At 68.4% G+C, this 12,216-nt stretch carries 15 protein-coding genes and 1 pseudogene; 8 read left to right on the top strand and 8 right to left on the bottom strand.

The window, feature by feature from the left end; all coding sequences use genetic code 11:
• Positions 1-15: 15 nt before the first annotated feature.
• The 3 genes from ACIO3O_RS37185 to ACIO3O_RS37175 form a co-directional block, all read right to left on the bottom strand.
• Positions 16-987, bottom strand: coding sequence for a hypothetical protein (locus ACIO3O_RS37185; RefSeq protein WP_401753611.1), 972 nt, complete (start codon positions 985-987; stop codon positions 16-18).
• Positions 984-1,301: a hypothetical protein gene (locus ACIO3O_RS37180; RefSeq protein WP_401753609.1), complete on the bottom strand. Its 318-nt coding sequence runs from the start codon at positions 1,299-1,301 to the stop codon at positions 984-986. The genes ACIO3O_RS37185 and ACIO3O_RS37180 overlap by 4 nt, the downstream gene beginning before the upstream one ends.
• Positions 1,302-1,362: 61 nt before the next feature.
• On the bottom strand, positions 1,363-1,956 hold the full coding sequence (locus tag ACIO3O_RS37175; RefSeq protein ID WP_401753607.1) for a hypothetical protein: 594 nt from the start codon (positions 1,954-1,956) through the stop codon (positions 1,363-1,365).
• A gap of 424 nt (positions 1,957-2,380) precedes the next feature.
• Here ACIO3O_RS37175 and ACIO3O_RS37170 point away from each other — a divergent pair, with 424 nt between their 5' ends.
• Together ACIO3O_RS37170 and ACIO3O_RS37165 are read left to right on the top strand one after the other, a co-directional pair.
• Positions 2,381-3,004: a ParB N-terminal domain-containing protein gene (locus tag ACIO3O_RS37170; protein WP_401753605.1), complete on the top strand. Its 624-nt coding sequence runs from the start codon at positions 2,381-2,383 to the stop codon at positions 3,002-3,004.
• Between the two features lie 20 nt (positions 3,005-3,024).
• On the top strand, positions 3,025-3,669 hold the full coding sequence (locus ACIO3O_RS37165) for a hypothetical protein (protein WP_401753603.1): 645 nt from the start codon (positions 3,025-3,027) through the stop codon (positions 3,667-3,669).
• Here ACIO3O_RS37165 and ACIO3O_RS37160 read toward each other — a convergent pair.
• Positions 3,656-4,021: a hypothetical protein gene (locus ACIO3O_RS37160; protein WP_401753601.1), complete on the bottom strand. Its 366-nt coding sequence runs from the start codon at positions 4,019-4,021 to the stop codon at positions 3,656-3,658. The genes ACIO3O_RS37165 and ACIO3O_RS37160 overlap by 14 nt on opposite strands.
• A gap of 274 nt (positions 4,022-4,295) precedes the next feature.
• Between ACIO3O_RS37160 and ACIO3O_RS37155 the strand changes: the two genes are divergently transcribed.
• Both ACIO3O_RS37155 and ACIO3O_RS37150 read left to right on the top strand, forming a co-directional pair.
• The gene (locus tag ACIO3O_RS37155; protein WP_401753599.1) at positions 4,296-5,198 is read left to right on the top strand and encodes a peptidoglycan-binding protein; all 903 of its coding nucleotides are present in this window, start codon (positions 4,296-4,298) and stop codon (positions 5,196-5,198) included.
• A gap of 58 nt (positions 5,199-5,256) precedes the next feature.
• Positions 5,257-5,622 (top strand): annotated as a pseudogene (locus ACIO3O_RS37150) (single-stranded DNA-binding protein); the annotation flags it as partial.
• Between the two features lie 97 nt (positions 5,623-5,719).
• On the opposite strand, the gene ACIO3O_RS37145 reads toward ACIO3O_RS37150, so the two are convergent.
• The 3 genes from ACIO3O_RS37145 to ACIO3O_RS37135 are packed head-to-tail and all read right to left on the bottom strand — an operon-like array spanning position 5,720 to position 8,293.
• Positions 5,720-7,243 (bottom strand): hypothetical protein, encoded by a 1,524-nt coding sequence (locus ACIO3O_RS37145; protein WP_401753597.1) that lies wholly within the window; start codon positions 7,241-7,243, stop codon positions 5,720-5,722.
• Positions 7,240-7,629, bottom strand: a complete 390-nt coding sequence (locus ACIO3O_RS37140) for a hypothetical protein (protein ID WP_401753595.1) — start codon at positions 7,627-7,629, stop codon at positions 7,240-7,242. Before ACIO3O_RS37140 ends, ACIO3O_RS37145 begins: the two co-directional genes overlap by 4 nt.
• Positions 7,613-8,293, bottom strand: a complete 681-nt coding sequence (locus ACIO3O_RS37135; protein ID WP_401753593.1) for an RNA polymerase sigma factor — start codon at positions 8,291-8,293, stop codon at positions 7,613-7,615. The genes ACIO3O_RS37140 and ACIO3O_RS37135 overlap by 17 nt, the downstream gene beginning before the upstream one ends.
• 247 nt (positions 8,294-8,540) lie before the next feature.
• Between ACIO3O_RS37135 and ACIO3O_RS37130 the strand changes: the two genes are divergently transcribed.
• From ACIO3O_RS37130 to ACIO3O_RS37115, 4 genes are all read left to right on the top strand, one after another.
• Complete coding sequence (locus tag ACIO3O_RS37130) at positions 8,541-8,804, top strand: hypothetical protein (RefSeq protein ID WP_401753591.1); 264 nt, start codon at positions 8,541-8,543, stop codon at positions 8,802-8,804.
• Between the two features lie 180 nt (positions 8,805-8,984).
• Positions 8,985-9,497: a hypothetical protein gene (locus ACIO3O_RS37125; protein ID WP_401753589.1), complete on the top strand. Its 513-nt coding sequence runs from the start codon at positions 8,985-8,987 to the stop codon at positions 9,495-9,497.
• A gap of 1,254 nt (positions 9,498-10,751) precedes the next feature.
• Positions 10,752-11,261 (top strand): MarR family transcriptional regulator, encoded by a 510-nt coding sequence (locus ACIO3O_RS37120; RefSeq protein WP_401753587.1) that lies wholly within the window; start codon positions 10,752-10,754, stop codon positions 11,259-11,261.
• A 29-nt stretch (positions 11,262-11,290) separates the two neighbouring features.
• Positions 11,291-11,611: a helix-turn-helix domain-containing protein gene (locus ACIO3O_RS37115; protein WP_401753730.1), complete on the top strand. Its 321-nt coding sequence runs from the start codon at positions 11,291-11,293 to the stop codon at positions 11,609-11,611.
• Positions 11,612-11,636: 25 nt separating this feature from the next.
• On the opposite strand, the gene ACIO3O_RS37110 is transcribed toward ACIO3O_RS37115, so the two are convergent.
• Positions 11,637-12,104, bottom strand: coding sequence for a hypothetical protein (locus ACIO3O_RS37110; protein WP_401753585.1), 468 nt, complete (start codon positions 12,102-12,104; stop codon positions 11,637-11,639).
• Positions 12,105-12,216 lie beyond the last annotated feature (112 nt).

Here is a 12,216-nt window from a genome sequence, read left to right as displayed (position 1 = left end):
ATGCTCCTCTGGGGGTCAGTCGGCGAGCAGGCCGAAGGTGACGTTGTTGTCGGCCGGAGGCGTGGGGGTGTCCGGGGTCGCACCCCACGTGGCCGAGTCGCTGTACGCGACGACGGGCCTGCCGCGTTGCGGCGCGATGTTCTTGGTGACCACGCCGAGGGCGGTCTGCCACTGCTGGCTGCTCGGCCAGTGCTGGCGCGCGTGTCGCAGGGCGAGCGCACACTCCTGCTGGGTGTAGCCCTTGGCCAGCGCAGCTTTGACCTGCTGGCGCATCGCGACGTAGCCGTTCTTCTTCCCTACGTACACACCCAGCTTCTGTTCGGCGTCGGCCCACCACCACGACGCAACAGCTTCAGCAGCGTCGTCCAGCATCTTCTTCTCCGCCGCGGCCGCATCGTCCTGCGCAGCGGCGGGCTTTCCGCTCGTCTTCGCCGCTGTGCGCTTCCTGGCGGGCGACTTCCGGGCGGGCTTGGGGGCGGGGGCGGCCGGCTCGTCCTCCGGGGAGTCGTCTTCCTCGGGGAGTTCGAGGCCGGGAGGCGGGCTGTTGTCCGGGCCCGGCTCGAACCCGTCGGGGCCCAGAGACCCGTCGCGGTAGAGCACCTTGAAGGTTCCGTCGCTCTGTTCAACGACCGGGATCGGTTTACCGCCGAACGTGACGTGGTCGGCCACCCACTGGGGGACGGAGAATTCGGAGACGGCCGTGCCCATCGCCTGCTTCCCGTCTCGGAAGCGTCGCCGTTCGAGCCGGTAGTACCCGGCGGCCGCCAGTTCCCGCAGCGTCTTACGGACAGCGTCGCGACTCTCACGGGCCTCGGGCTGGGAGAGCTGCTCGGAACGCACTTGCCAGTCGTCGCGCTGGTCCAGGAGGTACGTCAGCAACCCCAGAGCACGGTAACTGACCGACACGTCGCGGGCCGTGGAGGATTCGATGTGCACGTAGTGCCCACGCCTGTTGACGCGGACAGCGGCGCGGTTGGAGATGCTCATGCGGTGGCCTCGGCGTGGTCGGGAGCGAACACGCTGGCGGTGTCCTCGGGCAGGCGGATGTACGTGCGCCACGTCTTGCGGCCGGTGTCGCCGGTCACGTACCGGCGGTCGGCCTCGACCATGTCGGCCTTGCGGAGTTCGGAGAGCGCGGGCCGGGCCTCGTAGGGCTTCAGACGGCAAGCCGCAGCGAGTTCGGGGATCGTGACCCATTGGCCGCCGGAGGTGGTCAGGACCAGGACGGAGTAGAGCCGGAACGCGCGATCGGATATGCCAGTGGCAAGTGCTGGTCCGAGCGGGGTGGTGCGGGTGTGCATGTGGTGTCCCTCGGCAGTGGGTGCGGCCGTGCGTGTGGCCAGCCCCTGGTGCGGTCTGGTGCTACGCGTTCTCTGCCGCGGGCCTCGCGCCCGCCATGAGCTCCGGCACGCCGGTCAGCATGTGGTCCAACTCCCCGCGCTGCCAGGCCTGGAGCAGCCGGTTGCGGCCCACTTCCTTCTCCGCCCAGGTGAAGGTGATGTTGCCGGTGGCCTTGCCGCCGCTCTCGTACTTGAGGCCGGGCACCACTTCCCCGGTCCGGGTGTCGACGATCTCGCCGGTCTCGTCGTCCCGTGTGCAGTGCTTGAGGAGCGCCTCCTCCCACACAGGGTTGCGGCGGATGATGACCTCGATGCCTTCGTGCTGCTCGGCGTACGCGTCGAGGGCCTCTTCGTTCTCCTCGTCGACGACGATCTTGGGCTTGCTCGTGTTCACCGTGTACTTGCCCACGACTTCACCGCCGACCTTGACGACCACACCCGGCTGCCCGTCCTCCGCGTACGCCTTCACCAGCCGCGCCTTGGGGGCGTCGAGGTGCGGGGTGAAGACCGAGGTGGTCCGCTCGTTCGCCAGGCGGGCAAGGGCGCCAAGCAGACCCACCTGGGTCAGCGGCTCCTCGTTCTGCAGTTGTTCGTCCGGGGTGCCGTCGATCGACATCTTGGTGTTCCTTCCTGCCCCGGGACGCCGCCCGGGATGTGGGTCGTCCGGGCGGGGCGTTCACGGGCGTCGTAGGTAGTACGACAGCCAGCGATTTTTGTTACACCTAGGCCCGGGAAGCTGGGTCGCTCTCCCCAGCCGCCACAAATAGTACAGCGATGAGACGCCAGCGGGAAGGTGACGCAAACACCAACCCGCCCTACGTTCCCCGGTGGTTCTGCATCCTCCGGCGACGTCACCGGAAGCCCCGCAGGACCCCGGCCCGCCCCATCCGGAACGAAGGCGGACCGGACCGGCGACGGGGGCCAGGACCGGCCATGACGGCATGTCCCGCACGCGAGGCGGGACGCCGCGGTAGGAGTCCGCGGGCTCGCAGTCCTCCCCCGCCGCCGGCCACCCGCACCCCGGAGAGGAACAGCCCGCAGTGACCGAGACGATCACCGCCCCGCGGTACATCACCTACGTACCGCTCACCGACCTCACTCCGGCACCACGCAACCCCAAGCGCCACGAGCTCGAACTCCTCATCGCCTCCATCGAGAGGCACGGCCTGGTCGAGATCCCCGTTGCCGACGAACGCACCCAGTGCGTCCTGCACGGCCACGGCCGCCGCGAGGCCCTCATCGAGATGCAGAGCCGCGGCATGCAGCCCCCGAACGGTGTCGTCCTGGACGAGGACGCCGGATGGCTCGTCCCGCTCCTGCGCGGCTGGTCCTCCCGCAGCGACGCCGAAGCCGAAGCCCTGGCCATCAAGCTCAACCGACTTCCGGGCGAGGGAGGCTGGGACCCACGCGAGTTCGCCGCCGTCCTGGAAGACCTGGCCACCGGGGACGCCGAGCTCTTCGACTCCCTGGCCATCCCCCACGACGAACTCGACAAACTGCTGCGCCAAGTCGACCCCGAGACCCTGCCCGGCGGGGAACGCGAAGGCGAGCAGGCCACCCTCCATCTGCCCGACGAGGACCACCCACTCAGCCCCGACGACGAAGGCCGCGCCGCACACTCCACCTGCCCGGCCTGCGGCCACCACTTCGCCGACGGCCGCTAACCCTTCCCCCGAGGCCGACCATGCCCCCTACCCGCCGCAAGGCACGCCGGCCGCACGCCGCCGCCGGACGCCCCCGCCTGCTCTCCGACGAGGTCGAAGCCCGCCTCGTCGCGGCCTCGCGCACCGGCGTCGCCGTCGAGATCGCCGCGGAGATGGCAGGTATCTCCCGCTCCAGCTTCCTCGGGTGGATGGCGCGCGGCCGCGCGGAAGCGGAGTCCCGGGAATCCGGTGGAGCCCCCCGGCCTACGGAAGACGAGTACGTCGCCCTGTACGAGAAAGTCCGCACCGCCAGAGCCACGGCCGCCGCCCGCGCCATGGCGAACATCAGGCGCGTAGCGGATGGCGGAATCGTCACCAAGGTCACCACCCGCAGATTCCGCGACCCGGCCACCAGCGAAATCGTCGAAGAGACCACAGAGGACCGCACCGCCCCCGACTGGCGCGCCGACGCCTGGTACCTGGAACGCCAACACCGCGAGCACTACGGCAAGGACGCCGTGCTCGCCGTCGAAATCACCGGTCTCGGCCAGGCCTCCACCGCCAACGAGCAGCCGGTCGACCTCCTGGCCGTCGCCGAGCGTCTCGACAAGACGCTGTTCGCCGTGGAGTACCCGCCGGAACTCGAACCCGGCAACGTCGTCGAAGCCGAGTTCATCGACCCCTGATTGGCCCGTAAGGAGGCAGACCGACAACCTTCTGGTGCGCCTCCCCGAGGACGTACTGCATCCGCTGCGTCTGGTCGAGCCGTTCCGGGATGCTGTCGAGCATCTCGAACAGGCTGGAGAGGTGCTCCTCGAAGGCCTCGACACGTCGGCGATCCCGCGGGCGCATGTGAGCGAGGGCCTTGCAAACGACCCCGGCCCGCAGGCGCGGGATGGTGTACTTCGGGGCAGTGGCCGACAAGTTCAGATCGTTCCTGGGGAGCATTTTGCCGTCCTGCGCGGCAATCAACTCGAAGCTCGCGATGATCCGTCCGCAAACGTATCCGGGTTCGTTGCGGGCATCGTTGAGCGGCATGGGATCTCCTGGCTGCACGGGTACAGGGGTACGGGCATCCCGCTCGGTTGCGGACACACGGGTGCCGTTCTCGTCCTGATCCTCACCTCGACGCCGCGCCGAGTTCTCAACCGCGCCGATGCCGCGCGGTGTGCCACATGCTCGGATCCGAGATTACCGCAGTACACCGAGAAGACTGGGCGGATCGGACCGACTCCCGCCCACGGCGCGACGTTAAGGACTTCCACCCGGCACGGTGCCCCCTCCCTGCTCTCCAGCACCGGAGGACCACCACATGACCACCACCCTCTACCCGGGTGCCACCCGCGGAAGCCACTGGTACGGCGACCAGTACACCGGCGACCTGATGGACCCCAACGCCCTCGTCGTACACACCACCGAGGGCCCCACCCTGGTCTCGTACGGCAACGGCAGCTCCGCCCCCAACATCACCGCCAGGCCCAACATCCCGCAGAAGCGCCTGGAGTGGGTGCAGCACTTCGCTTTCGACCGCAGCGCCCGCGCCCTGGTCAACCAGCCCGGCGGCGTGGAGACGAACACGAACAACGTCATCCAGCTCGAACTGATCGGCACCTGCGACCCGAAGCACCGCCTGACGTGGGGGAAGCTCAAGGCCGGCATCGACTACATCTACTGGCCCGCGGCCCCGGACTGGGCTCTCGACGACCTCGCGGTCTTCTTCGCCTGGCAGCACAAGAACAACGGAATCCCGCTCGTCGCCCCCACCGAATGGCCTGCCTACCCCTCCTCGTACGGCAACACCACCGCCCGGATGACCTTCTCCGAATGGAACGCCTTCAAGGGCATCTGCGGCCACCTCCACGCCCCGGAGAATAACCACGGCGACCCGGGAAACATCCCGATCCAGCGTCTCCTGGACCTGGCGAAGGCCAAGGCGAAGGGCAGCACCGGCAACGGCGGCCAGAAGCCGAAGCCTGTACCGCCGTTCCCCGGCGCCGACCGGTTCGGACCGGGGAAGACCAACGCTCACATCGCGCTCCTGGGCCAGCAACTCGTCCGCAAGAACTTCGGCAAGCACTACGTGAGCGGCCCCGGCCCGCGTTGGACTGACGCCGACCGCGACAACGTCAGGGACTTCCAGCGCTCCCGCGCCGAGCTCCGCGGAGACGCGGACGGGCTCCCCGGCCCGCGCACCTGGCAGCTCCTCTTCTCCTAACCCCCCCCGGTCGCCCCGCTGCACGCGGGGCGACCCCTCACCGAAAGGCCAACCGGCCATGGCAGGCGAGACCGTCATCACGGTCGTCGGCAATCTCGTCGACGACCCCGAACTGCGCTTCACCCCGTCCGGAGCACCGGTCGCAAAGTTCCGCGTCGCGTCCACACCCCGCGTCTTCGACAAGCAAACCAACGAGTGGAAGGACGGCGAAGGCCTCTTCCTCACCTGCACCGTCTGGCGGCAGATGGCGGAAAACGTGGCGGAGTCCATGTCCCGAGGCACCCGCGTCCTCGTACAGGGCCGCCTCAAGCAGCGCTCCTACGAAGACAGGGAGGGAACACGGCGCACGGTGTACGAACTCGACGTCGACGAGGTCGGCGTGAGCCTCAAGAACGCGACAGCACAGGTCACCAAGGCCTCCGGAACCACACGCCCGTCCACGGCCGACACGGGACCGGTCGCTGGCGATCCGTGGACGGCGGATGCGCCCCGCCCGCCGTTCTGAATCGGCTCAACGAGGTCTAGATCGGCTGCGTCCGCACGGTCCACGCGGAGGCGAGGAGAAGGACCTCTTGCTCGACCAGGACGTCGTCGGCAGGCGGGAGTTCACCGGGGAGCCCACCCTCTGGGTCGGGGGAAGGTTCCGCCGTCGGCGGGGTCGTGGGTTCCGTCACCGGCGGGGTGACGGGCGGGGTCACCGGCGGAGTGACCGGCGGGGTCACCGGCGGAGTGACCGGCGGAGTGACCGGCGGGGTGACGGGCGGGGTGACGGGCGGAGTGACCGGCGGGGTCACCGGCGGAGTGACCGGCGGAGTGACGGGCGGAGTGACCGGCGGGGTCACCGGCGGAGTGACCGGCGGAGTGACCGGCGGAGTGACGGGCGGAGTGACCGGCGGGGTCACCGGCGGAATGACCGGCGGAATGACCGGCGGGGTCACCGGCGGAATCTCGTGATTCTCGTGGTGGCCCGTTGTCTCCTTGTTCGAGTTCGAGGGGGAGCCCGGGTCGGGCTGGATCCCTGCGGCAAGGGCCACGATGTCCGCTTCTCCGTGCCCCTCGTACGCGGATGCTGTGCTGAGGCCCAGGATCAGCCGCGCGGCTGACACGACGGGCGCGGCGCTGGGAGCGCTCGCGGGAGCGGCCATGATCTGGTGCACGTCCGTGGCGTTGAGGCCCAGCGTGCCCAGGGCCAGAGCCGCAAGGCGCGGCGGCAAGGCGGAGCCGAAGGCGCGGTCATGCCCGCCTGTGTGGTCCTCCTCGTCAAGGAGGTCGCTGTACTCCTTGATTCGTTGTGCGTCGGTGCCCCACAGCACGTACCGGCCGTGAACCTTGATCTGCGGGTACAGCTCCGTGGTGCCTTCCTGGCGCGCCCAGGTCTGGGCGTACTTCTGGTCGTGGAAGATCCGCAGGCCGATGCGTTCGTGCCCGTACGAGAATGTGAAGATCGTCGAGTCGGGGCCGGTAGCCGCCTTGGAGGCCATCACCATGCCGTCGGAGTCCGTGCACTCGGCCTCAAGGGCGCTGATGGGCTTGCAGTCGATCTTGCCCGCCCCGGAGAAGTACGTGAACGTCGAGTCCTCGTAGGGCGTTTCCGGCTTCAGGCCGGAGGCGGTGTCGGGGGCGGTGGCCGCGCCGGCACCGGGCAGGCTGATGTTGAAGTCTGCGTAGCGGCCGACGATCCAGCCCGCTGCGAGCGTGGGCAGCAGCGCGGCCGCCACGAGGGCCTTGCCCCGAAGCCTTCTACGCGGGCGGGGTGGCGGAACCGCAGCGGGCGGTACGGGCGTGGGCAGGTCCACCGGGGGCATCGGGGGCTCGGTGAACCCCAGCAGGTCGTCGAGGTCCTTGAACTCCGGGCACTTCTCGCGCACGAGGCGCTCGGCGTCCTCACGGGAGATGGCGGGTACGACGTTGAGGACGTGCTCGATGGCGGATCCGATGCTCTGCGGGCGCAGGAACAGGGTCGTGATGCCGTTGTGCACGGTGAACCCGCCGTCGACGGGCCAGTCGTCGACCATGATGTCGAGGCGGGGTATAGCCCCGCTCACAGCAGGCGGTCTTTCGACCTGCGCTCCAGGGCCGCGGCGAACTGCTCGGCTGCCTCCTCCAGGCGTGCGGCGTCGATCTCCTCCAGGTCCGACACCACCAGGCGCCCGCCGTTGGGCAGGGCCACCTCCCGGCGGTGAAGCTGTGTCTGCTCCAGGCCGTCGTTGCTGCCGGCGTCGCTACGGGCCTGGGCAGGGTGCGCGGCCCGCTCGAAGGCCTGGAGCATGGCGTCGTGGGTGGCCTGGATGCGGGCCGGGCTGCGCCGGTGGAAGGGGGCGAGTGCACCCGCCGCGGCCAGCGCCCGGCGGGTTTCCTGGTCGTGCGGGACCGGTCCCCCGTCGAGGGCTCGCTCCAGACGCTCCGATGCCTGGTCAGCGCGTCGCAACATGCTGCGCCCTTGTCTCTCTGGATTCCACCCGAACACCATCAACTCTCCCCCTGCCCACCGCCATCGTCAGCAGCTCCTCCACCAGGTCGGCCGAGGAATCTCCGTCGGGGAGCACCTGGGCGAGCCTGCGCAGAGAACGTACCGTCAGCGTTCTAACGGCGCCCTCCGTCTTGCCCATGATCTGAGCAGTATGTGCCGGAGTACAACCCGTGAAGAAGCGAAGCCGGAGGCATTGTCCCTGTTCCGGGCGGAGTTTATCCATCTGAGCAGCAATGGCCAGGGAAAGCGCCTTTCGCTCTGCGTGCTGGTGGGGCGTCAGCCCCGGCCGGGGCTGGTCGAGCGCGAGGTGGTCGGCGTGCAACACCTCTGCGGGGCGCCGCTGGACGGTGCGCAGGTGGTCGATGACCGTGTTCTTCGTGATGGTGTTCAGCCAGGCCATGAAGTTCGTGCCGGGCCGGTAGCGGGCCACGTTCTGCGCGACCTTGATCCACACTTCCTGGGCCAGGTCCTCGGCGGTGTGCGCGTCGTAGACGGACTGGCGTACCCATCCGTAGACGGTGGAGTGCAGTTGTTGGTAGCAGGCGCTCATGGCGGCGCTCGCGTCCGGCCCGCCGGCCGCCGCACGGGCTATGAGCTGGTCAACGGTTTCTGCGGTTTCAGTCACGGCTCGGTTTCCCCCCAAGTGCCGATTATGTGCGCCAGTTAAGCGGGACCAGACAGACCAGCGACCCGACTGGATCACGGATGATCGAGTTCCGCTGTGGCGCCCAGGCAGCATAACGGGGGGCTCCACAGAGTCCATGCACAAATTCCACACACTCAAGTCGCATCGCTGTACCGTAATCTGTGCTCCCGCCCGGCCTCCGGTCCTGGCCGGAATACAGCCGATCCCGTGATGCCAAGGAAACCCGATGCCGTCCGCTGCTCCCCCTCCCCCGGCTCCGCACCTCGCCGTGATCGACAAAGTGCTGTTGAGCCTGCCGTACGAAGAGTGGGTGGCGATGCCGCAGGTGGCTGAGTGCGTCCGCGCGCAGGGCCTGCCGGGCAAGGCCCTGACCACCGTGGTGCGCACCGGGCGCCGACGCGGAGTCCTGCTCGTACGGCACACCGCCGCCGAGAGCGAAGTGAAACGGGTGAACACCCAGGTGAGACGGCCCCGCAGGACTGTTTCATGATTCTTTGGATAACGGGCCAGGGCACCCCCTGCCTTAGATGCTGGCCCTCGGCCCCCCGGCCTGTCCCGCGCCTCACGGCGCGCGCAGCAACGGAACGGGGCCCTGGCCCGTTATCCAGAACTCTTGTCACGGTAGTAGCGTGGCGCTTCCTCGCCTGCCGACGTGGGTAGGAGGCCCGCCGTGTCGTACTCGTTTGCCGCGAAGACCGCCCCGCTCGCCGCTCGCGTCCAGGAAGCTCGCACCGCACAGGACGCGGAGGCCGAACGGCACGCCCTCGACACGCTCCTCGACGCGTACGTCCAGCTCGGCAACCGCGCCGTCGGCAGCAACGACGAGCAGAACGCCTACATCATCGGCCGCCGGCTGGGAGCGCTCCCCGAAGAACTGCAGGCCCTGGGCGTCACCCACGAGGACCTCCCCATGCCCGAGGTCCGTCGCGGCGCGCTCCCGACGTCCCGGCCCGACCCCTCGGCCGCCATCGCCGACCGTTTCGCGCGGCTCGGCGGCCCCGAGGAGCGCCCGCCCCGCTACTACGTAGAGGACCGGCCACAGGACAACATGCGCCATCTCGGGCGCCTGCTGCGGTACGCCGTCATCGACAGCACTGACGGACTGCCCGTCGGCTGGTACACCGACCGCGACCTCGCCGAAACCGTTGCCGATACCGCGGTGCGTCTCCGCACCACCGGATGAACCGACGCGCGCAGAGATCTCCGCAGGCGGAAGTCACGCGCCGTCATCTGGCCGTGGGCACGAGGACGGTCCTGGGGCCACTGGGTGCCGGTCGGTGCGGGCGCCACGACCGGCACCAGTTTGTCCGCCCCCGGGCCGAAGTCGCCCAGCGACCGAGGGCGGCGACCTGGTCCACGTCCCACCGCCGTGGCCCTCAGCGTCCGTCGGCGCCTGGTGCTCCTCATCCCCCTGCCCCTTTTGGGCTCACCTAGGCTGGACCCCCTCCTGGCCGTCGGCGAGCCGGACCACCGGGGCCTTCGCGCGCGTCTCGGCGGTGGCTGGTAGTACCGGAAACGGTCCGCAGGCGGACGTCCAGCCACAGCGAGACCCGCACCAAGCCTTGCGACCCCCACCGGCAGCAGCCACATCGCGGCAGCAGCTAGCTCCCCGCCAGCCCAGGAAGCACCGTCCGTGCCCTTGTCGCGGCCGCATTCGTGACGGCGGGGGTACGGCGGCAAGCCAACGTTGAAAGCCGCCTGACGGCCGTTCAGCGGCACCCACCACGTCCCTCCTCCGCAGATAGCCGTTTTTCCCACACCGACGAGACCTTGCGCCGCCGTCCGGCCAGGCCACGGAGGATTACGGACAGTAGGCGCACCACAACACCACCCCTGGGTTCAAGACCACTGGAACGTCCGTGAGCAGCGAACCGTGCAGGAGGGTGTCGTGGTCCCCGGAACGTGCAGGCGAGCGGTGGGGTCGTCGAAGCCCGGACCCGCGGTTGCTGGGGTACAAGATTTGAATGCAGTAAGAGAGCTAGACCTCTGCGAGCCTCTGACCTGCATAAACGCCGGAGCTGATCCGACTCTGGGATCGGCAAACCCGACTCTGGGATCGAGATATCCCGACCCCAGAGTCGGATCATCCCGATTCTGGGGTCGGATCGCTTACCAAAATGGTCATCGAGGGATGGTCAGCAACACGCCGTTGCGGTCGGATCGCTTACCACTGTGGTAACTTCCGGCGCAGGTTGAGTTATCAGGCTGGTATGCGATCCGACGAGACTGTCGGATCGCATACTTCCCAGCAGTTACCAGGGCGGTATGCGATCCGACCGCCTTGCCGGATCGCATACTTTCCAGCAGTTACCACGGTGGTAAGCGATCCGACTGTCAGGTCGGATCCCATACCAATCCTGAGTTACCAGACTGGTAAGTAACCCGGTTCCCGGATCGGGTCGCATGCCACAGATGAAGAAGGGAGGCGCAACGGCACGTGGCCGCGGCAAGAAGGCGTGAGACGTACGGAGTCCTCGACGAGGAGACCGGCGAGTTCAAAGAGAAGCCCCAAGCTCCGTATGCCTTCGACGGACCTCACATCAACGTGGGGATTCGTAGTGCACGAGCCCTGGCGTCAGGCGATTCGGGGCTCACGGACAAGCAGTTCCGGGTGCTGATCTGGTACTTCACCGCTACAGAGGAGTCCGAGGGCCCGGTGATGATGACGGGCGCGCAGGTCGCGGAAGAGCTGAAGATGAGTCCGGACTCGTTGAGCCGTATCGTGAAGGCGCTGCTGAAGGCCCGGATGCTGGTCAAGGCCGGCGGGATCGGCCGGACCACGTTCTACCGCGTCCACCCGAACCTTGCTTTCATTGGATCGGGCTTTGCTCACCGCGAAGCAGTGAAGGCGTGGAACCCGCCCGAAGCCTCCATGCCGGAACCCAAGTCCCGGCAGCGCCGCAAGGTCAAGGACAACGCGGGTACCGAGAAGGGGGAAGCGCTGTGAGGATCCAGAGCGCGGAGGACGTCGTGAACATGATCCGCGTCGTGAGCGACGTTCAGCGAGGCGATAAACGGCTCACCCCGGGTCAGCGTTTGGTGGTGCTGCTGTACGGCTCGGTGAAGCAGGACGCAAACGGCACGGTGTCGATGCAGGGCACGGAACTCGCCTCGATGCTGGGCATGACGCAGCCCGCGTTCTCACGTGTCCGCAAGGAACTCGTCGAGCTGGGGTGGCTGGAGGTCTCGGGCCAGGTCGGGCACTACAACATGTACCGCTTGAGTGACAAGGCCAATCAGCTCATTGAGGACCAGCAGCACGGGGTAGTGCCGCATCTTCGTGTCGTCGGGTCCTGAACCACAGCCAGCCCCCAAGTAGCCCTCACACAGGCACGGATGCCCAGATGACGGTGCCGCCGTGGTCGCCGAGGTGCTGGCCCACCTCGTCCGCGACCCGGTGCACCAGGTAGAGGCCCGGCTCGTCCTGCGGATGCGGGAGCCGGCCGTGAATCTCCTCGACGGAGACCATGAAGTGGCTGCCGTCGAACTCGACCACGCACACGATTGTGCTGCGACGTGTCGTACGGGAAGCGACGTCGACAAGCTCGGTGATCACCGCGACCACGTTGTCGACGAGCGGCCCGGGGTCCGGGTGGTCGCCGAGGAACGGCCCGAGGACGGTCCGGGCGAAGGCTGAGCAGCGCTCCGCGGCACGGCGGTCGGTGTCGACGCTGAGCCGCGCGCAGCTCCTCGTGCCGAGGAGCTGCGGCTGCTGCGCGGGGCGAATCGGAGCGGCAGTCTCGGGCGTCAGCGGCGGAGTGGCCGACGGCGTGAAGTCGGATATCGACACGGTCCTGATCCTCGGGGAGCTCACTGGTGGGCCGGTTCCTGGTGGGGCGCACACGGGTTGGTCAAACCCGCGCGCGCCCCGGGCGGATCAGCACCGTCCTGTGCGGTGCCGC

The organism is Streptomyces sp. NPDC087440 (genome assembly GCF_044744005.1).
In the GTDB taxonomy this organism is placed as follows: Bacteria; Actinomycetota; Actinomycetes; order Streptomycetales; family Streptomycetaceae; genus Streptomyces.
Note: the sequence above shows the minus strand (reverse complement) of the source record. Positions and strands in the feature narration are given on the sequence as shown.

What these genes read in the sequence shown, in the direction of transcription:
- ACIO3O_RS37180 (WP_401753609.1), bottom strand. Translation starts at nt 1,301, where the DNA reads ATGCACACCCGCACCACCCCGCTCGGACCAGCACTTGCCACTGGCATA.
- ACIO3O_RS37165 (WP_401753603.1), top strand. Translation starts at nt 3,025, where the DNA reads ATGCCCCCTACCCGCCGCAAGGCACGCCGGCCGCACGCCGCCGCCGGA.
- ACIO3O_RS37130 (WP_401753591.1), top strand. Translation starts at nt 8,541, where the DNA reads ATGCCGTCCGCTGCTCCCCCTCCCCCGGCTCCGCACCTCGCCGTGATC.
- ACIO3O_RS37160 (WP_401753601.1), bottom strand. Translation starts at nt 4,021, where the DNA reads ATGCCGCTCAACGATGCCCGCAACGAACCCGGATACGTTTGCGGACGG.
- ACIO3O_RS37175 (WP_401753607.1), bottom strand. Translation starts at nt 1,956, where the DNA reads ATGTCGATCGACGGCACCCCGGACGAACAACTGCAGAACGAGGAGCCG.
- ACIO3O_RS37155 (WP_401753599.1), top strand. Translation starts at nt 4,296, where the DNA reads ATGACCACCACCCTCTACCCGGGTGCCACCCGCGGAAGCCACTGGTAC.
- ACIO3O_RS37140 (WP_401753595.1), bottom strand. Translation starts at nt 7,629, where the DNA reads ATGTTGCGACGCGCTGACCAGGCATCGGAGCGTCTGGAGCGAGCCCTC.
- ACIO3O_RS37185 (WP_401753611.1), bottom strand. Translation starts at nt 987, where the DNA reads ATGAGCATCTCCAACCGCGCCGCTGTCCGCGTCAACAGGCGTGGGCAC.
- ACIO3O_RS37115 (WP_401753730.1), top strand. Translation starts at nt 11,291, where the DNA reads ATGATCCGCGTCGTGAGCGACGTTCAGCGAGGCGATAAACGGCTCACC.